The organism is Pseudarthrobacter xylosi, assembly GCF_055412765.1.
In genome coordinates, this window is record NZ_JBVAYT010000007.1 from 89,138 (window position 1) to 112,721 (window position 23,584).

24 protein-coding genes are annotated in these 23,584 nt (G+C 65.2%); 10 read left to right on the plus strand and 14 right to left on the minus strand.

The window, feature by feature from the left end; all coding sequences use genetic code 11:
- Positions 1-144: 144 nt before the first annotated feature.
- The gene (gene serS, locus ACZY1F_RS15385) at positions 145-1,425 is read right to left on the minus strand and encodes a serine--tRNA ligase (protein WP_463942755.1); all 1,281 of its coding nucleotides are present in this window, start codon (positions 1,423-1,425) and stop codon (positions 145-147) included.
- 90 nt (positions 1,426-1,515) lie between these two features.
- Between serS and ACZY1F_RS15390 the strand changes: the two genes are divergently transcribed.
- Positions 1,516-2,574, plus strand: coding sequence for a diacylglycerol/lipid kinase family protein (locus tag ACZY1F_RS15390; RefSeq protein ID WP_463942757.1), 1,059 nt, complete (start codon positions 1,516-1,518; stop codon positions 2,572-2,574).
- 13 nt (positions 2,575-2,587) lie between these two features.
- Here the strand turns inward: ACZY1F_RS15390 and ACZY1F_RS15395 are convergent, their stop codons facing one another.
- From ACZY1F_RS15395 to ACZY1F_RS15405, 3 genes are all read right to left on the minus strand, one after another.
- Complete coding sequence (locus ACZY1F_RS15395; RefSeq protein ID WP_463942759.1) at positions 2,588-2,797, minus strand: hypothetical protein; 210 nt, start codon at positions 2,795-2,797, stop codon at positions 2,588-2,590.
- A 124-nt stretch (positions 2,798-2,921) separates the two neighbouring features.
- Positions 2,922-3,860: a prephenate dehydratase gene (gene pheA, locus ACZY1F_RS15400; protein ID WP_463942761.1), complete on the minus strand. Its 939-nt coding sequence runs from the start codon at positions 3,858-3,860 to the stop codon at positions 2,922-2,924.
- A 37-nt stretch (positions 3,861-3,897) separates the two neighbouring features.
- The gene (locus ACZY1F_RS15405) at positions 3,898-4,224 is read right to left on the minus strand and encodes a rhodanese-like domain-containing protein (protein WP_463942762.1); all 327 of its coding nucleotides are present in this window, start codon (positions 4,222-4,224) and stop codon (positions 3,898-3,900) included.
- 112 nt (positions 4,225-4,336) lie between these two features.
- Here ACZY1F_RS15405 and ACZY1F_RS15410 point away from each other — a divergent pair, with 112 nt between their 5' ends.
- Complete coding sequence (locus tag ACZY1F_RS15410; protein ID WP_463942764.1) at positions 4,337-5,818, plus strand: amidase; 1,482 nt, start codon at positions 4,337-4,339, stop codon at positions 5,816-5,818.
- Between the two features lie 83 nt (positions 5,819-5,901).
- A complete protein-coding gene (locus ACZY1F_RS15415) occupies positions 5,902-6,105 on the plus strand; it encodes a hypothetical protein (protein ID WP_463942766.1) in 204 nt (67 codons plus the stop codon).
- 113 nt (positions 6,106-6,218) lie between these two features.
- On the opposite strand, the gene ACZY1F_RS15420 is transcribed toward ACZY1F_RS15415, so the two are convergent.
- Both ACZY1F_RS15420 and ACZY1F_RS15425 read right to left on the minus strand, forming a co-directional pair.
- Positions 6,219-6,833, minus strand: a complete 615-nt coding sequence (locus ACZY1F_RS15420; protein ID WP_463942767.1) for a DUF4190 domain-containing protein — start codon at positions 6,831-6,833, stop codon at positions 6,219-6,221.
- 79 nt (positions 6,834-6,912) lie between these two features.
- Positions 6,913-7,794, minus strand: a complete 882-nt coding sequence (locus ACZY1F_RS15425; RefSeq protein ID WP_463942769.1) for a nuclease-related domain-containing protein — start codon at positions 7,792-7,794, stop codon at positions 6,913-6,915.
- A 271-nt stretch (positions 7,795-8,065) separates the two neighbouring features.
- On the opposite strand from ACZY1F_RS15425, the gene pgm reads away from it, so the two are divergent.
- Positions 8,066-9,736 (plus strand): phosphoglucomutase (alpha-D-glucose-1,6-bisphosphate-dependent), encoded by a 1,671-nt coding sequence (gene pgm / locus ACZY1F_RS15430; protein ID WP_463942771.1) that lies wholly within the window; start codon positions 8,066-8,068, stop codon positions 9,734-9,736.
- 119 nt (positions 9,737-9,855) lie between these two features.
- On the opposite strand, the gene ACZY1F_RS15435 is transcribed toward pgm, so the two are convergent.
- Positions 9,856-10,461 carry a malonic semialdehyde reductase gene (locus ACZY1F_RS15435; RefSeq protein ID WP_463918324.1) on the minus strand — a complete coding sequence of 202 codons (606 nt, stop codon included), beginning with the start codon at positions 10,459-10,461 and terminating at the stop codon, positions 9,856-9,858.
- 184 nt (positions 10,462-10,645) lie between these two features.
- On the opposite strand from ACZY1F_RS15435, the gene ACZY1F_RS15440 reads away from it, so the two are divergent.
- Positions 10,646-11,998 carry a uracil-xanthine permease family protein gene (locus ACZY1F_RS15440; protein WP_463942772.1) on the plus strand — a complete coding sequence of 451 codons (1,353 nt, stop codon included), beginning with the start codon at positions 10,646-10,648 and terminating at the stop codon, positions 11,996-11,998.
- A gap of 44 nt (positions 11,999-12,042) precedes the next feature.
- Here ACZY1F_RS15440 and ACZY1F_RS15445 read toward each other — a convergent pair whose 3' ends face one another.
- From ACZY1F_RS15445 to ACZY1F_RS15460, 4 genes are all read right to left on the minus strand, one after another.
- Positions 12,043-12,906 carry an SGNH/GDSL hydrolase family protein gene (locus tag ACZY1F_RS15445; protein ID WP_463942774.1) on the minus strand — a complete coding sequence of 288 codons (864 nt, stop codon included), beginning with the start codon at positions 12,904-12,906 and terminating at the stop codon, positions 12,043-12,045.
- Entirely contained in the window at positions 12,903-13,721 is an 819-nt protein-coding gene (locus ACZY1F_RS15450) for a GAF domain-containing protein (RefSeq protein WP_463942775.1), read from the minus strand. The genes ACZY1F_RS15445 and ACZY1F_RS15450 overlap by 4 nt, the downstream gene beginning before the upstream one ends.
- Before the next feature lie 122 nt (positions 13,722-13,843).
- Positions 13,844-14,161: a hypothetical protein gene (locus tag ACZY1F_RS15455; RefSeq protein ID WP_463942777.1), complete on the minus strand. Its 318-nt coding sequence runs from the start codon at positions 14,159-14,161 to the stop codon at positions 13,844-13,846.
- A 61-nt stretch (positions 14,162-14,222) separates the two neighbouring features.
- Positions 14,223-15,122 carry an SDR family oxidoreductase gene (locus ACZY1F_RS15460; RefSeq protein ID WP_463942779.1) on the minus strand — a complete coding sequence of 300 codons (900 nt, stop codon included), beginning with the start codon at positions 15,120-15,122 and terminating at the stop codon, positions 14,223-14,225.
- Between the two features lie 186 nt (positions 15,123-15,308).
- Here ACZY1F_RS15460 and ACZY1F_RS15465 point away from each other — a divergent pair, with 186 nt between their 5' ends.
- Positions 15,309-15,803 (plus strand): DUF6328 family protein, encoded by a 495-nt coding sequence (locus ACZY1F_RS15465; protein WP_463942780.1) that lies wholly within the window; start codon positions 15,309-15,311, stop codon positions 15,801-15,803.
- 62 nt (positions 15,804-15,865) lie between these two features.
- Complete coding sequence (locus tag ACZY1F_RS15470) at positions 15,866-16,528, plus strand: DUF6766 family protein (protein WP_463942781.1); 663 nt, start codon at positions 15,866-15,868, stop codon at positions 16,526-16,528.
- A 10-nt stretch (positions 16,529-16,538) separates the two neighbouring features.
- Here the strand turns inward: ACZY1F_RS15470 and ACZY1F_RS15475 are convergent, their stop codons facing one another.
- From ACZY1F_RS15475 to ACZY1F_RS15485, 3 genes are all read right to left on the minus strand, one after another.
- The gene (locus ACZY1F_RS15475) at positions 16,539-17,663 is read right to left on the minus strand and encodes a glycerate kinase (RefSeq protein ID WP_463942783.1); all 1,125 of its coding nucleotides are present in this window, start codon (positions 17,661-17,663) and stop codon (positions 16,539-16,541) included.
- A gap of 72 nt (positions 17,664-17,735) precedes the next feature.
- Positions 17,736-18,560 (minus strand): class I SAM-dependent methyltransferase, encoded by an 825-nt coding sequence (locus tag ACZY1F_RS15480; protein ID WP_463942784.1) that lies wholly within the window; start codon positions 18,558-18,560, stop codon positions 17,736-17,738.
- A gap of 53 nt (positions 18,561-18,613) precedes the next feature.
- Positions 18,614-19,000, minus strand: a complete 387-nt coding sequence (locus ACZY1F_RS15485; RefSeq protein ID WP_463942786.1) for a DUF7793 family protein — start codon at positions 18,998-19,000, stop codon at positions 18,614-18,616.
- A gap of 103 nt (positions 19,001-19,103) precedes the next feature.
- Here ACZY1F_RS15485 and ACZY1F_RS15490 point away from each other — a divergent pair, with 103 nt between their 5' ends.
- The 3 genes from ACZY1F_RS15490 to ACZY1F_RS15500 all read left to right on the plus strand — a co-directional run bounded on the left by ACZY1F_RS15490 (position 19,104) and on the right by ACZY1F_RS15500 (position 23,554).
- Complete coding sequence (locus tag ACZY1F_RS15490; protein WP_463942788.1) at positions 19,104-20,759, plus strand: ATP-binding protein; 1,656 nt, start codon at positions 19,104-19,106, stop codon at positions 20,757-20,759.
- A 20-nt stretch (positions 20,760-20,779) separates the two neighbouring features.
- Positions 20,780-22,318, plus strand: a complete 1,539-nt coding sequence (locus ACZY1F_RS15495; protein WP_463942790.1) for a putative bifunctional diguanylate cyclase/phosphodiesterase — start codon at positions 20,780-20,782, stop codon at positions 22,316-22,318.
- A 288-nt stretch (positions 22,319-22,606) separates the two neighbouring features.
- A complete protein-coding gene (locus tag ACZY1F_RS15500; RefSeq protein WP_463942792.1) occupies positions 22,607-23,554 on the plus strand; it encodes an EAL domain-containing protein in 948 nt (315 codons plus the stop codon).
- Positions 23,555-23,584 lie beyond the last annotated feature (30 nt).

Genomic DNA, 23,584 nt, shown 5'->3' on the forward strand with positions numbered 1-23,584 from the left:
CGGTAACGGACCCGGATTTATTGCGGCGGAAACTCGAAGGTGCCGGAATCACCACGCAAGAATCCCCGCCCCGCGGCCTCATCCCCCTCGCGTTACCGGGGGAATGGACCACGTGACGGGGATTTCTCCTCTGATCAGCGCAGGCTAGAGGACGGGGAAGACTTCCATGCCGCCCAGGTACTTCTGCAGTCCGGCCGGGACATTGACCGAGCCGTCGGCGTTCTGGTGGTGCTCCAGGATGGCCACGATCCAGCGGGTGGTGGCCAGCGTGCCGTTCAGGGTAGCCACGGCACGGGTGCCCTTGGCTGCGCCTTCGTCGTTGACCACACGCTCACGGATGTTCAGGCGGCGGGCCTGGAACGTAGTGCAGTTCGAGGTGGACGTAAGTTCACGGTAAGCGCCCTGGGTGGGAACCCAAGCTTCGCAGTCGAACTTGCGTGCTGCGGACATGCCCAGGTCACCGGCGGCAGTGTCGATCACCCGGTAAGGAAGCTCGCACTTGGCCAGCATCTCCTCTTCCCACGCCAGGAGCCGTTCGTGTTCGGCTGCGGCCTTTTCCACCGTGGTGTAGACAAACATCTCCACCTTGTTGAATTGGTGCACGCGGATGATGCCGCGGGTGTCCTTGCCGTGTGAACCGGCCTCACGGCGGTAGCAGGAGCTCTGCCCGGCGAACCGGATGGGGCCGGCCGTCAGGTCCAGGATCTCGTCCGCGTGGTAGCCGGCCAGGGCAACCTCGGAGGTACCCACCAGGTAAAGGTCGTCCTCGGCGAGGCGGTAGATCTCGGCGTCGTGCTTTACGTCAAAGCCGGTGCCCTGCATGGTTTCGGGGCGCACCAGGGTAGGCGTGATCATGGGAACGAAGCCGGCTTCGATGGCCTGGTCCATGGCCATCTGCAGCAACGCCATCTCGAGGCGTGCACCCACGCCGCGCAGGAAGTAGAAGCGTGAACCGGACACCTTCGCGCCGCGCTCCATGTCGATCGCGCCGATCAGCTCACCGATTTCCAGGTGGTCCTTGGGCTCGAAATCGGGGAACTCGCGGGGCGTGCCAACGGTTTTGACCACTACGTAGTCGTCCTCGCCGCCCTCGGGGACGCCGTCTTCAACAAGGTTCGGGATGGTGCGCAGCAGTTCGTCCTGCTTGGCTTGGACAGCGTCGGCCTCGGCGGAGGCGGCCTTCACCGTGTTGGCCAGTTCCTTGACCTCGGCCAGCAGGGCCTTCTTCTCGTCGCCCTTGGCCTGCGCCACCTTCTTGCCGAAAACGTTCTGCTCGGCGCGGAGGTTTTCAAACCGGATCAGGGCCGCACGCCTGGCGGAGTCTGCGGCGATGATCGCGTCCACCACTGATTCGTCTGCGCCGCGGGCGCGCTGGCTGGCACGGAACTTGTCCGGGTTTTCGCTGAGGTCTTTTACGTCGATCACCAGACAAGAGTATCGAATCCGGCGGAACCAACACTGCCCGGCAGCACAGCGGGAATCGCGGCGCCGCGGCCGGGCTACTGTTGAAGCACCATGAACGACTGGCTTCTTTACGTCCTGAGCGCGGCGGCGCTGGCTTTCGCCGTCTCCAGCTGGTGGGGCGTCCGCAGGCTCAAAGCCCTGCACGTCCGCAGCGCTGTCCACGAAGAAGCACACGAAACCGGCCTTACCCAGCAACGCGTGGCGGTCATTCTTAATCCCGTGAAGGCACGTGCCCCGGAAGCAAAGGAAGCCATCCAGCGCGCCTGCGTCACGGCTGGCTGGGACGAGCCGCTTTTCCTCGAAACGACCGTCGAGGACCCCGGATACTCCCAGGCGCGGGCGGCGCTGGACTACAAGGCCGACGTCGTTCTGGTGGGCGGTGGCGACGGTACTGTGCGGGTGGTGGCTGAATCCCTCGCGCATACGGACGTGGCCATGGGCCTGATTCCCCTGGGGACGGGAAACCTCCTGGCCCGAAACGTGGATCTGGATGTCTACGACCTTCACGCCAACGTGCAGACGGCGCTTTTTGGCCATCAACGCTACATCGATACCGCGCGGATGGGCATCGAAAACTCCCGCACGGGACACTCGTCCGAGCACGCGTTCCTGGTGATCGCCGGGATCGGCATGGACGCCGAGATTCTCGCGGACACCAATGCCGGCCTGAAGAAAGCCGTGGGTTGGCTCGCATATACCGAGGCGGGAATGCGTCACCTGCCTGGGCGTCGAAGGAAAGTATCAGTCGCGCTGGATGACAAGCCTGAGCAGGTCCGGAACATCCGCAGCGTCCTCTTTGCGAACTGTGGGCTGGTGCCGGGCGGGATCGACTTCATCCCGGAAGCGATGATCGACGACGGCATGCTGGACGTGGTGGTCATGAGCCCCCGCAGCGCCATCGGCTGGCTGGCCATGTACGCGAAGATCCTCTTCAAGCACAAGGGCAACCTGCCCATTATGACGATGTACCGGGCCGGGCGAATTGTCATCAAGTCCCCGGAGCCCATGCCCACACAAATCGACGGCGACACGTCCGGTTTGGCCACCAAGCTCACCGTCCGGGTGGAGCCGCGGTCCCTCCTGATAAGGGTGAAAGGCCAGCCGGCCTAAAGCAGGCCTGGCCTCAGGCAGTTGCCTTCTTGACCGCTTCAGCCTCTGCGGCGGCCTTCGCGGCGCGCGCCTCGGACTGCTCACGGATCATGGCCTGCTCCTCTTCGAAGCGCAGGCGGTCAGCGCGGTCCGCATCGTCGCCGTCCCAGTCCTGGTTGTCGACCGCGGGCCTGGGATTAACGATCATGCCCTGGCCGTCATTGTCTGTGCTGCTGGTGCTCATGACCTGCTCCCTTCGTTAGGGGCCATCCCCCAAGTGGATCAAGCAAGCATACGCACAGTAACTATCCCGCGGAAGTACCTTGACCTACGCTGTGGGCGAAGCGTTGGTCATCGTCAAGCCGCGTTCATTCCCCCTGCAGAATCTGTCCGACCCATTCATGCGCAGCCCGGAATGCCTCGTCAGAGGTGTGTTGCGAGACGTTGGAGCTTTGGGCGTCTGCCCGCCCATAGGAGCCCAGGAAGCGGGTGGCCGGGCTGATGCGGTGAAGCCCGGCCAAGGCGTCAGCCACACGGGCATCCGCAATGTGCCCGTCGGCGTCGATGCTGAAAAAGTAGTGGCCAAGGTACTGACCTGTCGGCCGGGATTCGATCCGGCTGAGGTTCACGCCCCTCGTGGCGAATTGGTCCAGGATTTCCATCAGCGCACCCGGACGGTCTTCCGGCAGCGGGACTACCACTGTGGTCTTATCCGCACCGGTCCGTTCGGGCAGTGCGCCCGGCCTGCCCACCAGGATGAACCGTGTTACGGCTCCTGGGTTGTCGCCGATGTTCTCTGCCAGGACGCTCAGCCTCGGCTGCTCCTGTGCCACTATGGGCGCACAGATCGCGGCGTCGTAGTGGGCTTCGCCGCCCAGGAGCCCCATGGCGGCCGCCGCGGTGGAGGAACCTGCAATATATTCTGCGCCCGGAATGTTCGTGTCCACCCAAAGACGGCACTGCGCCCACGCGTGGCCGTGGGTGGAGATCCGGCGGATATCCGCCACCGCCACGCCCGGCCGGGCCACCAGGACGAAGCTGATGGGGACCAGGACTTCGCGGATAATCCGGAGTTCCTGCCCGCTGGCGATGGCGTCAAGCGTAGCGGTGACGCCGCCTTCCACCGAATTCTCAATGGGGACCATCGCCGCGTCAGCAGAGCCGGCTCGGACCATGTCCAGCGCGGCATTGACGTTGGAGGCTGGAATGCGGGTTGCGTTGGCGGCATCCGGAACCTGCATCAGCGCCGCTTCGGTGAACGTGCCCTCAGGCCCAAGGAAGGTGTACGTAACGGGCGTCGCGGGCATGAATTCCTCTTGGGTGATGGACACAGATTCGGTTGAACTACAGAACGAGGGGCTTGAGGCCGTTATCGGACACAAGCGGCTTGCCGGACTCGAGCCACTGGTCCATTCCGCCGGCCACATTGATGGCCGCATACCCCTGTCCGGTGAGCCATTGCGCGGCGCGGAAGGACCGCCCGCCCGTGCGGCAGATGACATAGACGTCCTGGTCCGGGTCCAGTTCGTCGAGCCGCGCCGGAAGCTGGTCCAGGGGAATGTGCACAGCGTCCTCAGCGTGTCCGGCTACCCATTCGTAGTCTTCGCGGACGTCCAGGATCACGGCGTCGCCTGGGACGTCATTGACGGGCACGGTATCGAAATCGCTCATGGGAGTCCTTTTTGGGAGAGTCACGGGTCTCCCTCCAGCCTAGCGCCAGCCGATCGCCCCGCTTCCGAAACCAGGGACAAGTTACGCTTCTAAATGACCCGTAGGAGGATCCTTGCCCGCTGTGCAGACAACCGGTTCCGCCGCTGACATCCACGAACTCACCGCCGTCCAACTGCGGGATGCGCTCCGCTCCGGGGCGCTCTCAGCACGGGAGGCCACCGCTCACTACCTGGCCCGTATTGCGGAGCAGAATCCGCTGCTGGGCGCCTTTGTCACGGTCACCGCAGAACAGTCGATGGCCGACGCAGCCGACGCCGATGCCCGGCTGGTCCGGTTCCGAAAAGACGTCGGAACCGACTCTGCGGAGGTCGCCGGGACCAGCCCGGACGGCCTGCCGCTCCTGCACGGAATGCCGGTGGCGTTCAAGGACCTGACCGACGTCGCCGGTGTGGTGACCACCCACGGAAGCGCTGCGCTTGACCACAAGCCGGCGCCCGCCGACGGCGCCTTGGCCACAGTCCTGAAGACCGCTGGCGTTGTCTCATTGGGCAAGACGCAGGTTCCGGAGTTTGGACTGACGGCATACAGCGAGAACCGCATCGCACCGCCGTCGCGCAATCCGCATGCCCCGAGCCGGAGTTCCGGCGGTTCCTCGGGAGGCAGCGCTGCCGCGGTGGCCGCGGGCCTGCTTCCGTTCGCGCCAGGGACCGACGGCGGCGGTTCCGTCCGCATCCCGGCCGCCGCCTGCGGCCTGGTGGGCCTCAAACCCGGCCGCGGCGTGGTGCCCTCCGGCGAGAGTTCAGGCGATCCAGCCCGGCTGGTGGTGGCGGGGCCACTGGCCCGCAGCGCGGCCGACGCGGCCCTCCTGATGGATGCTCTGGTGCCGTCTCCTGACAACATTTATCTCGGCGCCGTGGGACACGAGCCGCGATCGCTGCGCATCGGCCTGACCCTGGACAGCCCATGGTCCACAACTTTCCCGTTCACACCGGAAACCGAGGCCTTGGCTGCGTTGCAGTCGGGCCTCGAAATGCTGGAGCATGCCGGGCACGCCGTCAGCGAAGCCGCCATCCGCTATGACAACCGCTACCCGGACGCCTTCACCACAGCGTGGACCGCCGCCGTCGGAACTGCCCGGATCAGTCCGCACCGCGAAGCGCTTCTGGCCCCTCTGACGCGCACGTTCAGGCGCAGGGCCCAGCAGCGCAGCGCCGCCAAGCTCAATGAATCACTGGCTTTCCTGCGGCAATTCGAGCGCGACACCGTCACGCAGTACGGCGGCTGGGACCTGATGCTGATGCCGGCCCTGGCGCAGACGCCCCGTCCCGTGGGCTGGTTTACGGGCGCCACGCACGGTGACGAACCGTGGCCGGCTGCGGAATGGCCCGGGGATGCTGACGGCGATTACCGCCGGCAGTGCGAATTCGCGCCGTGGTCCTCCATGGTGAACGTCTGCGGCCTGCCGGCGATCACGATTCCTGTGTACTGGACCGGAGGGCAACAGGCCCTTGGCCTGCCGATGGGGATCCAGCTTGTGGGGCCGGCAGGATCGGAACTGCTCCTGCTGCAGGTGGCGGCCCAGCTCGGCTTCTGACGCCCGTTTGAACCGCTCAGGGTGTCGACTCCGGAGCCGATTCGGAGGACGATTAAGGGGCAGTCACTAAGAGGAGGTCTGTGATGTGCTATTCATCGATGGAGGAGTTCGGTTGGCGTACCAAGAAGGAAGCCGACCGGAAACCCGAAGCGCGCCAGGAGACACCGCCGGACCGTCCGGAGCCGCATTACACGGCCCAGGACTTCAGCTTCTGGGCCTTCCCGCGTCGCCGGAAGGCCGACGAAGCCCAGGAACCGGCCGCTGAGCGCCGGCGCGCGAGAGTCTGAATTTGTTGTTCAGGCCCGACTGAAGAAAGGCCCCCTCACGGGGGCCTTTCCGCTGCCTGGAAGTCCGCGGCGGGCCAGCCTGCCCTGCAATCCGGATCCAGTTTCGATCGGTGTCAGTACCCGTAGGTGGTGCCGTACGACATCAGCCCGATGATGAGGAGCAGCCAGAACGCTCCGTAGCCGAGCAGGCAAAGGTAGCCCAGGACCAGCCCGGTGATGGACATGCCCTTGCCCGACGGTTCGCGGCGGAGGGCCAGATGGCCGGTGATGATTGCGGCGATCTGCGGAATCATGAACCAGCCAAGAAGGACCGACGAAATGCCGAGAACCATGCTGGCGATGCTCAGGCCCTTGGGCTGCTGCGCCGGCATACTGTAGTAGGCGGGCTGGCCGTAAGCAGGTTGCCCGTAAGCAGGTTGCCCGTACGCCGCCTGACCATAGGGGCTGGCACCCTGGCCGTAAGGGCTTGGGGGCTGGGTATATGCCGCGCCGTACTGATCGCCAGGCTGGCTGTACGCACCCGGCTGGGTGTACTCGCCGGGTTGGCTGTACTGGTCTGTGCCGTACTGATTCTGGCCGTACTGATTCTGGTCATACAAAGGCGGCGCCGGAATGCTGGGGCCCTGCGGCGGCACAAACTGCGGCGGCTCGTAGCCTGCCGGCGAATCGCCTGGTCCCTGGGCGGCGGACCCTTGCGAATCAGGGCGCGGAGTTGGCTGGTCAGTCATGTTTTTCCCCATTCGAAGTCTTCGATTCCCAGCCTACCGCCGCCTGCAATACAGGCCTACCGTATCCCTCATTCCAGTCCTACCGCCCCCAATACGGCAGCACATAAACAGCAAAAACCACCAAAGCAGCCAGGAACATCAACCGGGTCAAGCCAACTGCGGCGTGGTGCTGTGCCTTCGACTTCCCTGCACGAACGGATCGGACGCCGCCCGCCCCACGACGCACCCCGGGGCCGGTGCCGTGGGAGCGTCGCCGGGGCCCTCCTTGCCCGGACCGCGGCGGCCCCGCCACCGCTAGCCGTCCGGCCGCCGGCTCGTCGGTCAGCGGCTTCACGGTGGGCGACTTCACCGTCAGCGAGTTCACCGCAGGACTTTCCGCAGATTCCTGCGTGAGCTGCTCGCCGAGTTGCGCATACAGGCCTACCACCGTCTGCTGGTCGAGCACCGGGGGCAGCGCCAGGACGGCGGCAACAACGCGACCGGCGCCTGCCACGGCGACGTCGGAATTGGTGATGCCGAAGAGGTCCGGCTGCCCGGCGAGGCAGATCAACGGGCGGACGAACCGCCGGAGGGGCGGCGCCAGCACGGACGCAACGGCGGCGCACTGCGCCAATGCGCCGTCCACGGACTGAGTCCTGGCAAAACGGCCCTGCCACAGGACACCGGCGGAGACCCGGACCTCCCCGGTCCAGTTCTTGGCATCCACCACCACCACTCCGCCGGGACCCACCAGCACATGGTCAAGGTTGGCTTTGGGCCGCCCGGGCCAGTGGACATCGTTCAGAAGGTACCAGCCGTGCGGAATGAGCCCGCTCAGGCTGTCCGCCACGAGCCGCTCGCCCAGGGCACCGGCGTGCCACGACTTCGTGGCACGTTCAGCCTGATCGAGTTGGCGTTTCAGCCGCTGCACGCGTTCTGCAGCCAGCCTCGCCTGCTCCGCTGCGCCGTCCCCTGCCCCCATGACCTGCCCCCTTGATCGCTGCCTACCGGCGTACTGCAGTGCCCGACGCTTACTGCAGTTCCCGACGGCGGCGCTCCCCGCCGTCGGGCATTCTTTCCTCAGTTTTCCGAACGTAGCAGCGGCGCAGGGAGCCGGTATATAGGTACTTTGGGGGCCAGTACTCGCTTTAACTACCTGCTGCCGAAGGCCGGGGAGGGGACTTTCCGCGTCATAGGGGCCGAATTATGGACCCGGCGTTTTGACTCCCCGCCACGTCTGGCATGCTGGTGCCATGGCTAGCCGCGCGGGCACAGTTGCCCAACCCCAGGACCTTGTTGACATCACTGCGCTCCTCGACGCGTATTACGACATCGCGCCGGATCTGAGTGATCCCGGCCAGCGCGTGGCGTTCGGTACTTCCGGGCACCGCGGCTCGAGCCTGAAAGCGTCGTTCAACGAAAAACACATCGTCGCGATCACGCAGGCAATCGTGGAATACCGCGCCGGGCAGGGCATCACCGGCCCGCTTTTCCTGGCGAAGGACACCCACGCCCTCAGCGAACCGGCGCAGAACTCCGCTCTCGAGGTCCTTGCCGCCAACGGCGTGCACGTGCTGATCGACGCGCGGCACGGCTACACCCCCACACCGGCACTGAGCCACGCGATCCTCACCTACAACAACAACCGCCAGCACGGCACCCCGGAGGCGGACGGCATTGTGGTCACGCCCAGCCACAACCCGCCCGGAGACGGTGGCTTCAAGTACAACCCTCCGCACGGCGGCCCGGCCGATTCCGACGCCACAGGCTGGATCGCCAACCGCGCCAACGAACTCCTCGAAAATGACCTGCGCGGCGTGAAGCGCATTGCTGTGGCGGATGCCCTGGCAGCCGACAGCACCGGCAAGTTCGACTTCCTCAGCAGCTACGTTGACGACCTCCCGTCCGTATTGAACCTGGACGCCATCCGCGAAGCCGGCGTCCGCATCGGCGCCGACCCCATGGGCGGTGCCGCAGTGGATTACTGGGGCGAGATCGGCGAGCGCCACCACCTGGACCTGACCGTGGTGAACCCCACCGTTGATCCGCAGTGGGCCTTCATGACCCTGGACTGGGACGAGAAGATCCGGATGGACTGCTCCTCGCCGTTCGCCATGGCCTCCCTGATCAACAGGATGTCCGACGGCGGCAGTTCAGCCGCGTTCGACATCGCCACCGGCAACGACGCCGACGCCGACCGGCACGGCATCGTGACACCCGTTGTGGATGGGGTGGGTGGCCTGATGAACCCGAACCACTACCTCGCCGTCGCCATCGATTACCTTTACCGCAACCGCAGCGGCTGGAACCCCAACTCGGTGGTGGGCAAGACCCTGGTCTCGTCCTCGATCATCGACCGTGTGGCCGAAAGCCTGGGCCGGAAACTGGTTGAGGTCCCTGTGGGCTTCAAGTGGTTTGTGCCGGGCCTGCTGTCCGGCGAGGGCGCATTCGGCGGCGAGGAATCGGCCGGCGCCTCCTTTAACAAGCTGGACGGCAGCGTCTGGACCACCGACAAGGACGGCATCCTGCTTGCGCTGCTGGCCTCGGAGATCACCGCGGTCACCGGCAAGTCCCCGTCCCAGCTCTACAAGGGCCTGACCGACCAGTTCGGCGCCCCCGTCTACGCTCGCATTGATGCAGCAGCCACGCGGGAGCAGAAGGCGGCACTCGGCAAGCTCTCGCCGTCGGACGTCACCGCAACGGAACTCGCAGGCGAAACTATCACCGCCAAGCTGACCGAGGCGCCCGGCAACGGTGCGGCCATCGGCGGGCTCAAGGTGGTCACGGAGAACGCCTGGTTCGCCGCGCGCCCGTCCGGGACCGAGGACGTCTACAAGATCTACGCGGAGTCCTTCAAGGGCGAGGAGCACCTCAAGCAGGTCCAGGCGGAAGCCAAGGCGCTGGTGGACGGCGTCATCGCCTAGCCTGCGCAGGCAAAGTGGAACGCTCTCTCACTAAAAGCGCTTAAATGACCGATGCTCTCTCACTTTCTTCAGGAAAGTGAGAGAGCATCGGTGTTAAAGCCGCTATAAGTGAGAGAGCGTTAGACGGTGCGGACGACGTCCTCGTAGCTGAACTTGGGCTTCGCTGCGCCCCACGCGTCTGCGCCGGCCTGGCCGATGTTGACCACCAGGAAGCTCTTCTGGTCGCCGGCCGGGAAGAACGCGGCGTCAATGGCGCCGAAGTCGGCTCCGGTCATCGGGCCCGCAGCGAGGCCGAGGGACCGGACAGCCAGGATGAAGTAGCCGGCCTGCAGGTGAGCGTTGTTGTTGCCGGTGGACGCGGCGAGGTCCGGCGCGGCGTCGTACATAGCCTTGGGAGCGTTGTATTCGGGGAGGAAGTTGTCCCACTGCTCAGCCCAGGCGGTGTCGTAGCTGAGGACGGCAACCAGCGGCGCGGAGGCGGTCTTGGCCTTGTTGCCGTTGGCCAGGGTGTCAACCAGCGTGGCGCGGGCCTCATCCGAGCGGACGTAGGTCACGCGAAGGGGCTGGGAGTTGAACGCCGTGGGGCCGAACTTGGTGAGTTCGTAGATGGCGCGGGCCTGGTCCTCGGTCACCTCGCCGGTGAAGGAGTTGGCCGTGCGGGCCTCGGCAAAAATGGCATCGACGGCGGCCGAATCGATAACCGCTTCTTCGTGGGCAATAGTCATGGCGTACCTTTCGCTGGGCCCGCTCATCGCAAATGATGGGCCGTGGGTCTGCTTTCCATAGTTGTAACTTCAAGCTCGCCTATCCTCTTCCCAATCCGCACGTGACGTTCGCCACAGCGGAGCCGCGGTATTGTTGCACCGGAAGATCCCAGCCCCAGCGGCACCCCCTTGAAAGGCCCCGACCATGAGCATGCTCGGAATGAAATGGAAGCTTCACGGCACCGGCAAATCGATTAAGCCCGGCCACGTGGTTGCTCCGGATGAGCGGCTGGCCTGGCCCTTGACCATCGGTGTGGGCATGCAGCATGTGGTGGCCATGTTCGGAGCCACCTTCCTGGTTCCCATCATCACGGGCATGCCGCCGGCCACCACCCTGTTCTTCTCCGGCATTGGCACGCTGCTGTTCCTGGTCATCACCAAGGGACGCGTTCCCAGCTATCTCGGCTCCAGCTTCGCGTTCATCGCGCCCATCATGGCGTCCCAACAGCAGTTCGGTGTGCCCGGCGCGCTGGGCGGAGTGGTGCTCGCCGGCGTCGCACTGGCCCTGATCGGTGCGATTGTGCAGAAGTTCGGCGCGGGCTGGATCAACCGGCTGATGCCGCCCATCGTCACCGGCGCCATCGTGGCTCTGATCGGCCTGAACCTTGCGCCCGCGGCGAAGATGAACTTCGACGCCGCCCCCGTCACCGCCGTCATCACGCTGGCCACCATCATCCTTGTCAGCGTTCTTTTCCGCGGAATCGTCGGCCGGCTCAGCATCCTGGTGGGCGTGGTGGTGGGCTACCTCGTGGCCATGCTGCGCGGCGAAGTGAGCTACGAAAAAATGGAGGCCGCCGCCTGGATCGGCCTGCCGCACTTCCAGACCCCCGAGTTCCATGTGGGCGTGCTGGGCCTCTTTGTCCCTGTGGTGCTGGTCCTGGTGGCCGAGAACATCGGGCACGTGAAGTCCGTGGCGGCCATGACCGGCCAGAACCTCGACGGCGTCTCCGGCCGCGCGCTGATGGCCGACGGTGCCGCCACGGTCCTGGCCGGCTTCGGCGGCGGCTCCGGCACCACCACGTACGCGGAGAACATCGGCGTTATGGCGGCCACCAAGGTATATTCGACGGCCGCGTACTGGGTTGCCGGCGTGTTCGCCATTGTGCTGAGCTTCTCGCCGAAATTCGGCGAACTGATTGCCACGGTCCCGCCGGGCGTGCTGGGCGGCGCCGCCACCATGCTGTACGGCATGATCGGCGTCCTGGGCGTCAAAATCTGGGTTCAGAACAAGGTGAACTTCTCCAACCCGGTGAACCTGACCACCGCCGCCGTCGCCTTGATCATCGGCATCGCGGATTACACCTGGACCATCGGGGAACTGACGTTCACCGGCATCGCCCTCGGCTCAGCCGCAGCCCTGGTGATCTACCACGGCATGAAGGCCATCGCGAAGGCCCGCGGCTCGGTGGCTGAACCGGAAACGGAGCAGGCGGGCCTGCCTCCCGCCGTCAAGGCAGCCGTCAACGCAGCGGCGAAACGCTCGCCGAAAAAGCGCTGACCGGTCCGCAACTGCCGCCTCGGACTGGTGGGCAAGGCTGCGCGTCAGGCCGCGTGACCGCCGCCGATATATGGTCCGGGCGGGCTTCCGATACCGAAAACCGGCCGTGGCTGGGGACGCTTGGCGGTCAGCTCCGCTTCCGGCGGGTGCCTCATCTGCCGGATCACCCATGGAACGAGATATTCCCGTGCCCAGATAAGGTCCTCGGTCCTGGCCTCCTTCCAGCTGTGGGGCAGCGGTGGCTTGGGCTCCAACGGCTCCAGTGTGTGGGCGACACCCAGTGCTTTCAGCACGGCCGCGGCGATGGTGTGGTGCCCCAGCGGTGAGAAGTGCAGCCGGTCCGGATCCCACATGCCCGCGTTCGACAGTTCGCGCAGGAACCACAGGTCGACCATAACGGCGTCGTGGCGGGCGGCCACCGCATGGAGGTTCTCGTTGAAGATGGCAACCTTTCCGCGGATCTGGCTGAAGACCGGCGTTGCACCCCAGTCCGGTCCGGCAAAGAGGACCACGGTGGCGCCGGACCGGGCCAGTTGCTCCACACCGTCGTCGATCTTTTCGGCAAGCCGGTCAGGATCGCTGCGGCGGAAAACGATATCGTTGCCGCCTGCGGAGAGCGTGACCAGGTCGGGCTTCAGGGCCAGCGCCGGCGCGAGCTGCTGGTCGAGGATCTGCTGCACCATCAGGCCCCGGACGGCCAGGTTGGCATAGGCGAAATCGGGCTGGTTCGCACCGAGCTCCTCGGCTACACGGTCTGCCCAGCCGCGCAAACCACCTTCGCTGCGTGGCTCGGGGTCACCGATGCCCTCGGTGAAGGAGTCGCCCAACGCAACCAGCCGGCGCCACGGGTGGGGCTCGGGTTCTCCAGGGGCGTTCGTGGCTGCAATGTCCTGCTTCCAGACGTTCATGCCGTGCTCCCTGTTTTGTAGGGTCCCCGGTGGAGTGCGCGTGTTTCAACGTCAGCTACTCCTTTGAAGGCGGCATTTTCCTGACCGCGCCCGGCGGGGGCCGGGCGCGAGCCAGCAACAATGTTCAGGGCTGTTTCGCGGAGCCCCTGGCGCGTGTGCCGTGCGACCGTCCGGAGATACTGCAGGGCCGCCTCATGGCCGAGCCCGTAGTCGGATTTTAGGGTGCTCACGGCCAGGTCCATCAGCATCATTGAGCTTTGGGCTACTGCCATTTGCGCGCCGGCTTCGGCCCGCTCGGCCACACGCACCACCATCCGCAGTGACCGTTCCACCTGCCGGGCGTACCGGCGCGTCCTGATGATGTCCTCGCTGGTGAAGGCATGGGGAGTGGACGCGTAGAGGCTCAATGCTGCACTCCATCCGGGAGCGGCCACAATCGGCATTGCCAGCAGCGACCTGACGCCGTGGTCCGCGGCAGCACTGGCATAGCCTGGCCACCGCCGGTCGCGGGCGACGTCGGCCAGATGCACAAAGTCACCCGCGCGCAGGGCTTCCAGCACGGGTCCGTCCGCAAACGAGCACTGTTCTTCGTCCGCGGCACGGGCTATGGCGGTCCCGGCGGCGGCCGTCCGGACCGCGCCGGGCCGGAAGAAGGTGACAGCCCAGCTGATACCGCGGGAATCGCCACCGATGTCGCGCATGAACTCGAAGGTGACAGCAGCAAGGAAGCCTTCAACATCGGTGCTGTCGAACACCAAATCCTGGGGGTCGGGAAGCGATTCCCAGCCTCGCTCCCCCGCTGTCTCCGCGGCCATGTTCCACGCCTAGGTTCGAAACGCGTGGCCCACTGCAAAACCTAGTTCTAGGATACGTCCGGTGACCGGTCCAAGCGCGGTGCCTGGCCACACAAAAACCGCAGTCCTGGCACAGAAAGTGCTTACCCGGCGTCGAAACTTTCCTCGTCGTCGTCGTTCGGTGTTTTGTCCTTGGGGAGGTCGGTTCCGCTGCCGTCCGGCAGGCCGGCCGCATCCTGTCCCGATTCCGACGAGAAGGGTTCGGAGCCCTGCGAATCGGCATTGGCATCGTTGATCTCCGCCTCGGCGGAGGGCACGACGGCGTCACGCGGGATAGGCTCTTCGCCCGGCTCAACACCGGGAGCGTTGGTCTCTGCACCGCCGATCTCCTGTTCCGCCGTCGGCGTTCCGTAGCCGCCCGCTTCTTCGGCCGGTTCCGTGTGCTGGTTGTCCTGACTCATGGTTCCTCCTGTTGTGGATGTGGATTTGATTTGTGGATGTGAATTTGACGTGCAGACTTCGTTACAGGCCCTTACCTCCGGTCACTGGCAGCACTGCTCCGGAGATGTAGGATCCTTGATCCGACGCCAGCAGCACGTACGCCGCGGCGAGTTCCGCCGGCTGACCGGCGCGCTGCAACGGCGTGTCCTGCCCGAAACTGGGCAGCTTATCCGGCCATTCAGTGGCGGGGATCAGCGGGGTCCAGATGGGGCCGGGGGCCACCGCGTTGACGCGGATTCCTTTGGGTCCCAGTTCCTGGGCAAGTGCCTTGGTGAAGGCAACCTGTGCCGCCTTGGTCATGGCGTAGTCAATCAGCCCCGGAGACGGATTAAAGGCCTGGATGGAGGCCGTCGTAATGATCGAGGAGCCAGCCTTGAGGTGCGGAACCGCGGCCTTGGCCGTCCAGATCAAGGAATAGAGATTGGTCTTGAACACCCGGTCGAATTCCTCGGTAGGCAGGGACTCGAAACTCTCGCGGTTCTTCTGGTAAGCGGCGTTGAGGACCACCACATCCAGACCGCCGAATTCGGCTACGGCGTCTGCCACGATCCGGGTGCTGAAGTCCTCCTCCCGGCCGTCCCCGGCGAGAAGCAGCGCGCGCTGGCCCGCTTTGCGGATCCAGTCGGCGGTGTCCTGGGCATCATCCTCTTCTTCCGGAAGATAGGAGATTGCGACGTCGGCCCCCTCGCGGGCAAACGCGATGGCCGCCGCCTTGCCGATTCCGGAGTCGCCGCCGGTGATGAGCGCGGCCTTACCCTGGAGCGCGCCGTGCCCTTCGTAGCTGAGTTCGCCATGGTCCGGCTTCGGATCCATGGGCGCTGTCAGCCCGGGCTGCTTCTGTTCCTGCTTCGGAAAGGGCCCGGAGTAATAGCCGTCCCGGGGGTCTGTGGGCGGGCCTGTCCGTTTCTGCGTATCGCTCATAGTCCACCTCTTCATTGGATCGGTTTTCGAAGGGCGCCCGCGTGCAGCGGCTCTTCGAAACTATCCCGCGCGGCGGAGCAAGTCCATCGCCCGGAGGGAATAATAAGTAAACTTATCAAACGTTGCCCTCGGCGCAAGTTCAGCCTAGTTTTGGAGCACAGGCCCAGCCCCGGAGCGAGGAGAAACATGTCGGATGTGGAGGACTTCACCGGCAGCACCGGACGGAACGAAACCCGGGAGGAGCAGCTTGACCGGAACTGGGCCGAGTTGCTGCAGGAACTCAGGGTGCTGCAGACGGGGGTGCAGATCCTGGCCGGTTTTCTCCTGACCCTGCCGTTCCAGCAGCGGTTCGGGGACCTGGACGGTTTCCAGGTGGGCCTCTACCTTGTCAACGTGGTGATCGCGACGCTGACCACCGCCTTTATCTTGCTTCCCGTCAGCGTCCACCGCCGCCTCTTCCGCAAACGGCTCAAGGAAACCTTGGTCTCCAGCGCAGACACCATCACCAAGATCGCCCTGGCCGGCGTGGGGATGCTTAGTGTCGGGACAGCTGCCTTGGTCTTTGACGTAACGGCCGGCCGCTCGGCCGGCCTGACAGCCGGCGGAATCCTGCTGGCGGTCCTCCTGGTCTTGCTGATCTACGTCCCGCTGCGGCTCAACAGGCGCGCAACGGATCGATAGCTACCCACCCGGCCCGGCCGCCGGCCCGCCGAAAAAACAGGAATCCAACCTAAGGAGTGCACATGCGCAAGTGGGCCAAGGAACACGGACTCCTGCTCGCCAACGCCGGACTGTTCCTGGCGTTTTATGGTGGAATGATCCTCTCCGGCGCGGCGGCCTACAGCGAAGACCAGTTGGCCCACGGGCAGCCCGGCGTCACCGTGCTGGAGTACCTGTCCACGGGCGATTTCGTCGAGGCCACGTTTGAAAACTGGGAATCCGAGTTCCTGCAGATGGCCATGTATGTGATCCCGACCGTCTTCCTTTTCCAGAAGGGATCCTCCGAATCCAAGCCCTTGGGCAAAACTGCCCCACAGGACCAGGACCCGCGCGACGCCATCATCAAGGACGCCACGCCGTGGCCCGTAAAGCGCGGCGGCCTGGTGCTGAAGCTGTATGAACACTCCCTGTCCATCCTCCTGCTGCTGCTGTTTGTGGCCTCCCTCAGCCTGCACGCGGCCGGCGGAGCCTCGGCATACAACGACGAACAACAGAGCCACGGCCAGCCCACCGTCACGGCGCTGGGGTATCTCGCCACCAGCCGGTTCTGGTTCGAGTCGTTCCAGAACTGGCAAAGCGAATTCCTCGCCGTGGCGGTCTTGGTGGGCGCCTCCGTCTACCTGCGCGAAAAGGGCTCACCGGAGTCCAAACCGGTGGCCGACCCACACTACGAGACCGGGGCATAGGCCGCCGGCGTCAGGCGCCTTCCAAAACCTGGCTGGTAGCCCAGGCCAGGTATTTTGCGGCGTTGGCGATGGCGTCTTCCGGGCTGGCCGCAACATCCAGCAGTTGCGCGGCGGCTACTACGCCATGTTCGGCCAGGTCCTCCGGCGTTACCAGGATCCGCCCCGCCACCACGATCACCGGGATCCCGCGCTCCCGGGCTGCGTCGGCGAGCGCGATGGGGGCTTTGCCGGTCAGCGACTGCGAGTCCATGGAACCTTCACCGGTGATCACCAGGTCCGCGTTCTCCAGCTGGCCTGCCAGACCGGTGAGCCCTGCGACGAGCGCGAACCCGCCTTCCAGCCGGGCGTTGGTGAAGGCAAGGAACGACGCCGGGAAGCCGCCTGCCGCCCCGGCGCCCGGGACGTTGACGTCCCGGCCAGTGGCCTCGCGCAGGACGGACGCCCAGTTGCGGAGTCCGGCGTCGAGCTGTTCGGTTGCCTCGTCGTCGGCACCCTTCTGGGCGCCGAAGACGTGGGCTGCGCCGGTTGCGCCATAGAGCGGGTTCTGGACGTCCACGGCGATTCTGAACGTGGCAGCCGACAGGCGCGGGTCCAGTCCGGTGGTGTCGAGGGCTGCAACGTGGGCGAGTGATGCGCCGCCCAGCGGAACTACGTTGCCGGCGGAGTCCAGCGGTTTCAGGCCGAGCGCACGCAGGGCGCCGCTGCCGCCGTCGGTCATGGCCGAGCCGCCCAGGCCCAGCACAATCTCGGTAGCGCCGGCGTCGAGGGCCGCCGCGATCAGCTGTCCGCAGCCGTAGCTGTGGGCCCGCAGGGCGTTGGCGGGGGTGGGTTCCATCTCAGCCAGGCCGGAGGCCTGCGCTGTCTCGATGACTGCGGTAGCACCGCCGTCGGAGTTCTTCCGGATGGCCCAGGCGGCGCCCACAGGGGCAAGGATGGGACCCACAACGGCGTTGAGCCGCTCCTCATAGCCGGCCGAAACGGCAGCCTCCAGAGTTCCTTCACCGCCGTCGGCGATCGGAAACTGATTGGCGACAGCGTCCGGGTAGACGCGCAGCGCACCTTCGGCGATGGCGGCGGCGGCCTCCGCGGCGGTGAGCGAGCCCTTGAACTTATCCGGAGCAATGAGAATGCGCATGCCGTCCATCATGCCAGCCGGGCATGGGAAAGCGCTTGCCCAATCCGTAATGCGGACAGCTTGGGACGTCCTCTACCGGCCGGCGTCGGGATCCTTGGGCTTGAGTACCGCAAAGTAGCCCGGCACACGGCTGTTCCCCGCAGCGTCCACCAGTGGATTGGTCTCGATCGTGACGGCCCCGTCCTCCACCATGGTCCACCGGTCCTTCGGCATCACGCGGGCCAGGTCCTCTGCTCCGAAGTGGCCCGGCATGGGCAGTTTCCGGATAGCCAGCTCCAGCGGGGCCGGGATGGTTCGCAGCGACGCACCCAGGTGCGCGACGTACTCCACCGGGTTGCCCTGAAAATTCGTCTCCGCAAGGAATACTGTGCCGCGGGCGCCCACGAGCTGCCTCAGGTTTTCCATCAGCGCGGCCTGATCGGCCGGGGCCAGGACGTGCAGCACGCCACGGACAAAGACGTTTGCATCCGTGGGCCCCACCAAATCGGCGCCTGCTCCCGGCTCGGTCATGTCACGCGCCAGGTAGCTGACACCCGCAACGCCAGCCGATTCATCGCGTGCGCGGGCCACCGCGTGCGCGGACACGTCGACGCCCAGGACCTGCGGTGAAATCGCGGTCAGAGCGCGACTGAATGCACCATGTCCGCAGCCCACATCCACAACGGGCAGGCTGGGATCGAAGTGCCGCCGCAGGGTCTCCCGGTAGCCCAGCAGCTCGTGGTCCGTGCCGGAATCCCACAGCACGTCACTCCTGGCTCCCGTGCTGGCGATTCCGGCCCAATACCTGTCCCAGGCCACGATCCTGTTCTTGGGCGCAGACCAGGACAGCCTGATCAGTTTGGGCAAGATCAGGTACTTCCGCACGGCGGAGAGCACCTTTTTCGCTGGGGATGACATCGTACAAATATAAGGCCCAAAGTCATTGCGGCAGGTTCGCCGGGCGGGTCCCTTCAGGCTGTGGCCGTGGACCCTTTCAGTAGCCAGGCCATAGCTTCGTCGCGGGACGTAAAGAACCGGGTGGGGCAGGGCAGCTTATTGATGCCCAGAATGAAGTTGGCCAGTACTTTATCAACCGGCGACGCACCCAGCAGTGCAATGCGGGAGGCCTGGCAGGGGCGGCCAAAAACTGCCCGGGCTCCCCGGCTGACCTGGGCCGTGGTGGCCATATCCACCAACATGGGATAGCGGCTGGCCCCGCACAGGTGGTTCACGTTCTGCATGGCGGCCTCGGCGTCGGACTCCGCGATGGACACACCCCGCGGCCACTTCAGCTGGATAAGACCCTGCTCATCCAGCGTCAGGTCCGCCTTGGCTGCTTCTGCAGGCTGACTCGTCACGATGACCCTCCGTGGTTTGTTATAGGAACAGGTGTGCTCCGTCACCCTACAATGTACTCAGTCAGGAGCAAACGGGTGCTCACACAGGAGCGAAGGGGACAGGTTGCCAGCGGACACACCACATGTCGCAACCGTGCCGTACCTGGCTGTGGTTGCGGACCCCGACGCCGGTCGCCGGGAATTCACCGCCGCGGCACTGGAGACGGCGGGCTTCACGGTCAGCGCTGTGGACAACGCCACCAGCCTGTCGGCCCTTCTGGACCAGCGCAAGCCCTCCGTCCTGGTCCTTGACAGTTCACTCTCAGACGTCGATGCGACGGCCCCCGTGTTGGTCCTCGTCGATCTCGACAGCCCGGCAGAAGTCAAGGCCGTGGAACACGCCGGCGTACGGGACAGCATCGCCAAACCGCCTGCGGCCAAGGAACTCGTCCACCGCGCCACGGCCCTGATCAACCTGGTCTCCCGCCGGAATGAAGCGCGGCAGGAAGCCGAGACGCTACGAGAGAGGCTGCGGCAGGTTTCTGCCGCGGTCCGCGGAACCAACCATCCGCAACAAATCGCCGACTTTGTGGTCAGGGGGTTCGGGGAGACGTTCGGCGCGGACAGGGTCTGGCTGACCACGTTCGACGACGACAGGGTCCCACCCATTACCGCCCAGTGGCAACGGCCCGGACTGGCTCCGCTGCCCGAAGGATTGTTTACGGACGAAGGCCCGGTGCGCAGGACAGCCGACGTCTTGTGGTCGCGGGCTGACGCCCTGACGGCGGACGGAGCGTCTGCGCCGCTGGGCACCGGCGACGTCCGGCTGCCGGCCGAACTCGCGAAACTGCGCGCCGCCGCATCCGTGGCCGTCCCGATGGGGGACGGCAGCTCGTCGCTGGGAATTATTTGGATCGCCCTGCTTGAGTCGCCCCGGGAATGGTCGCGGGCCGAGCTTGCACTGATCCAGCATGTGGCCGGCAATACCGCCCACGGCTTGATCCAAAGCCACCTGATCACCAGCCAGCAGCAGGTGGTCAAGCAGCTCCAGCAGCTGGACAAAGCCAAGACCGATTTCCTGGCCACGGTCAACCATGAGCTCCGGACGCCGCTGACCTCGATCATGGCGTACCTGGACATGATCCAGGAGAATACGTCCGATCCGGTGTCCAGCGAGGTTCATCAGATGCTGGACGTCGTGGTCAGGAACACCGAACGGCTGCGGCTGCTGATCGAAGACATGCTGAGCGTCTCCCGCAACGGGCATGAGCAAAGTCCGCTGCACCTGACCCCCGTCCGGCTGGCGCGGACACTCGAGATCGTCACCGCTGCGCTCAGGCCGCTCGCGACGGTGCAGAACGTCGCTATTGTGGTGGCCCTCGCCTCGGAGGACGCGGAAATCCTGGCAGATGAAGTGCAGCTGCAGCAGGTTTTCACGAATCTGGTCTCCAATGCCATCAAGTTCACCCCCGGCGGCGGACAGATCGACGTGATCAGCGTGACACGGGCAGATGCAGACGGCACCCGCTGGGCCACTGTCAGCGTCTCGGACACCGGGATGGGAATCTCCGGTGACGAGATAGCCCACATTTTCACCCGCTTTTACCGCGCCTCGAACGCGATGTCCGGGGCGGTTCCGGGCACCGGTCTTGGGCTCGCCATCACGCAGGACATCGTCCAGCGCCACGGCGGCCGGATTGACGTAACCTCGGAGCTGGGTGTTGGCACCACTGTCACCGTGAACCTCCCCCTTGGAGCCCGCGGGTCCCAGGAAACCTGACCCCGGAAAGGAGGCACCAGATGTTCGCTGACGATGACCCCAGGCTCTCCCAGTTACTCGATGGCATCGTCCGGCTCGCCTCCGGAGACCTCCAGTCGCGGATGGAAGTATCGCCGGCCCGCGACGAGCTCGACGCCATCATCATGGGCACCAACCTCCTCGCCGAGGACCTGCAGATCATCTATGAAGAGCTGGAGCAGCGCGTCGAGGTCCGCACGCAGCTGCTGCACGAAGCCCACCGCGAAATGCAGATGATGGCCATGCAGGACCCCCTCACCGGCCTCGCCAACCGCTCGGCCCTCCTGACTGCGCTGAAGTCCGCCCAGGACCACGACGGCAATGCCCGCAGCCAGCCCGTGATCCTCCTGCTTGATCTTGACGCCTTCAAATCCATCAACGACACCCTCGGCCACACCGCCGGCGATCAGGTACTGATCACCGTGGCGCAACGCATCCGTAGCTCCGTCCGGACCGGCGACGTGGTTGCCCGGTTGGGCGGGGATGAGTTCGCCATCGTTATGCCGGCCACGGGCCCGGACCAGGCCGTCGTCGTAGGCCAGCGCATCCTGGCAGCCATCAAGGAACCCATCGACCTGCCGGACCGGACGGTCCGCTGCGGGGCGAGCGTAGGACTCAGCGTCGGGGCGGCGGGGCGGCGGGCCGAGGACCTGCTGATGGAGGCCGATGTGGCCATGTACGCCTCTAAAGCCGAGGGCCAGAACCGGCTGCACGTGTTCGAACCGGGGCTCCTGCTCATCCGCAGGCTCCGCAGCCAACTGCTGGAGGACCTCCGGACCGCCATCAAGGGCGAAGGCCTGGTGCTGCATTACCAGCCCGTGGTTGAACTGGGCACCGGGCGCATTGAAGGGGTGGAAGCCCTGATCCGCTGGGACCACCCCAGCCGCGGCCGCATCATGCCCGACGAATTCATCCCGCTGGCAGAAGCTGCCGGGCTGATCTCCGAACTGGGCCTGTGGGTGCTCGGCACGGCCGTCAGTCAGCTACGCCGCTGGATTGATGCAGACCTGGTGGACAGCCGGTTTTCCGTCCGGATCAACATCTCCGCCACTGATCTGCAGAGCCTGCAGTTCATCGAGGACGTCCGCGCCGTGCTCAAGCAAACAGGTGTCCGTCCCGAGCAGGTTGTCCTGGAGCTGACGGAAGCGGCCATCGTCAGGGGCAACGAGCTGGACCGGTATTCCCTGGCCGGGCTGCGCGGACTGGGCGTCGGAATCGAGATCGACGACTTCGGTACCGGCTATTCCTCCATCAGCTACCTGCGCCGGCTCCCGGTGGACCGGGTGAAAGTGGACCGGTCCCTGATCGAGGGCCTGGGCACGGACCCCAGCCAGCCGGCATTGGTGGCCGCAGTCCTGCAGCTGGTGCGCGCCTGCGGCCTCGAAGCCGTGTGGGAAGGCGTGGAAACAGCGGAGCAGGCCCAGCACCTCAGGAACCTTGGATGCCTGAGCGCACAGGGCTATTTCTTCAGCAAACCCGTCCCGCCTGAACAGATTCCTGCTCTGCTGGCCGGGACTCATCCGAAAGTAATAAGAGGTTGATCGATTAAGGGCTGCGCTTTTGGATCATCCCGATATACGATCAAGTTGCGGTATCCGATTCTTCGAGGCCAGGAAGATCGGCATTAATCAGAAGTAACGCATTCCGAAGGCAACTGGAAATTTGAAAATAAAGGGGCCAAGGAACCATTACTTCGTCAACTGGGGGCGTTGCTAATGACGGTTCGGGTACAAGCTTGGGGAGTTATTGCTGCGGTTTTGGCGGATTCCGATCCTGCCGGGGCGGCAATACGTCAGCGCCTTAGCGACCGCTTGGGGGAAAACCCCGGCATGCCGGAGCGGGCCCTGCTGGAGTATCTTCTGGAGCGCCGGCAGCAGGACGGTGCAGCCGCCGACACTCCAGATATTGCCCGCTTCCCACAGCCTCCCAGCGCCATGCCGCCACAGCTGGCCGAGCGGCTGGACTCCCTGCGCAGCCTGTCGCGGATCAGCGCGCTGCTGGAAAACCAGATGCTGATGACCGCGTTCCAGCCGATCTACGGCCTCGAATCCAAGGGCGTTGTGGGTGTGGAGGCGCTGTCACGCTTTGTCAGTGACGATGGCGCAAGTGCGGAACTTTGGTTCGCGGAGGCGGCCGCCGTTGGCTTGGGCGCCAACCTGGAATTCTCGGCCCTCGCATCCGCTGCCGCCGCTGCCGCGAAACTGCCCATGCATCTCTATGTCTCCCTCAACATCTCCCCCACGTCATGCCTGGATCCCCGGCTGCCCGAATTGTTTGACCACATCGAACTGCCAATAGACCGCATTGTGCTCGAATTGACGGACGAAATTCCAGACGAGGGATACTCGTATTTCATTTCCGCCATTACGCCGCTCCGAGAACGCGGACTGCGTATTGCAATCGACGATTCGCACCCCAGCGCTGGCGCCTTGAGCCGGATGCTCCACCTTCGGCCTGACTTCATCAAGCTGGGCAGGAATGTGATCAGCGGTGTGGACACGGATTCCTCCCAGCACGCCCTGGCCGCGTGCCTGGTGGACTTTGCGGAGCAGATCGGGAGTGTTTTGGTGGCCGAAGGGGTTGAAACCACCGAGGAACTGAGGGTCCTCACGGAGTTGGGTATCAGCGCCGGCCAGGGTTACTTGCTGGGCAGGCCCTCAGTGCGGCCGAAGGACTGGGCGGCGTGGAATACGCCGCTCGACCCCGAGGGGCTGCGTCACCTCGCTGCCGCCGCCGATCACGGCACCCATGGTCCGGGCGGCTCCGATCTGCACTGAACGGCGCCCCTTCCCTGATCGACTCCACGG

Bases quoted from the DNA above. Each gene is read 5' to 3' on its own strand.
- ACZY1F_RS15390 (WP_463942757.1), top strand. From the start codon at position 1,516: ATGAACGACTGGCTTCTTTACGTCCTGAGCGCGGCGGCGCTGGCTTTC.
- ACZY1F_RS15395 (WP_463942759.1), bottom strand. From the start codon at position 2,797: ATGAGCACCAGCAGCACAGACAATGACGGCCAGGGCATGATCGTTAAT.
- pheA (WP_463942761.1), bottom strand. From the start codon at position 3,860: ATGCCCGCGACGCCCGTTACGTACACCTTCCTTGGGCCTGAGGGCACG.
- ACZY1F_RS15405 (WP_463942762.1), bottom strand. From the start codon at position 4,224: ATGAGCGATTTCGATACCGTGCCCGTCAATGACGTCCCAGGCGACGCC.
- ACZY1F_RS15415 (WP_463942766.1), top strand. From the start codon at position 5,902: ATGTGCTATTCATCGATGGAGGAGTTCGGTTGGCGTACCAAGAAGGAA.
- ACZY1F_RS15420 (WP_463942767.1), bottom strand. From the start codon at position 6,833: ATGACTGACCAGCCAACTCCGCGCCCTGATTCGCAAGGGTCCGCCGCC.
- ACZY1F_RS15425 (WP_463942769.1), bottom strand. From the start codon at position 7,794: ATGGGGGCAGGGGACGGCGCAGCGGAGCAGGCGAGGCTGGCTGCAGAA.
- pgm (WP_463942771.1), top strand. From the start codon at position 8,066: ATGGCTAGCCGCGCGGGCACAGTTGCCCAACCCCAGGACCTTGTTGAC.
- ACZY1F_RS15435 (WP_463918324.1), bottom strand. From the start codon at position 10,461: ATGACTATTGCCCACGAAGAAGCGGTTATCGATTCGGCCGCCGTCGAT.
- ACZY1F_RS15440 (WP_463942772.1), top strand. From the start codon at position 10,646: ATGAGCATGCTCGGAATGAAATGGAAGCTTCACGGCACCGGCAAATCG.
- ACZY1F_RS15445 (WP_463942774.1), bottom strand. From the start codon at position 12,906: ATGAACGTCTGGAAGCAGGACATTGCAGCCACGAACGCCCCTGGAGAA.
- ACZY1F_RS15450 (WP_463942775.1), bottom strand. From the start codon at position 13,721: ATGGCCGCGGAGACAGCGGGGGAGCGAGGCTGGGAATCGCTTCCCGAC.
- ACZY1F_RS15455 (WP_463942777.1), bottom strand. From the start codon at position 14,161: ATGAGTCAGGACAACCAGCACACGGAACCGGCCGAAGAAGCGGGCGGC.
- ACZY1F_RS15460 (WP_463942779.1), bottom strand. From the start codon at position 15,122: ATGAGCGATACGCAGAAACGGACAGGCCCGCCCACAGACCCCCGGGAC.
- ACZY1F_RS15465 (WP_463942780.1), top strand. From the start codon at position 15,309: ATGTCGGATGTGGAGGACTTCACCGGCAGCACCGGACGGAACGAAACC.
- ACZY1F_RS15470 (WP_463942781.1), top strand. From the start codon at position 15,866: ATGCGCAAGTGGGCCAAGGAACACGGACTCCTGCTCGCCAACGCCGGA.
- ACZY1F_RS15475 (WP_463942783.1), bottom strand. From the start codon at position 17,663: ATGCGCATTCTCATTGCTCCGGATAAGTTCAAGGGCTCGCTCACCGCC.
- ACZY1F_RS15480 (WP_463942784.1), bottom strand. From the start codon at position 18,560: ATGTCATCCCCAGCGAAAAAGGTGCTCTCCGCCGTGCGGAAGTACCTG.
- ACZY1F_RS15495 (WP_463942790.1), top strand. From the start codon at position 20,780: ATGTTCGCTGACGATGACCCCAGGCTCTCCCAGTTACTCGATGGCATC.
- ACZY1F_RS15500 (WP_463942792.1), top strand. From the start codon at position 22,607: ATGCCGGAGCGGGCCCTGCTGGAGTATCTTCTGGAGCGCCGGCAGCAG.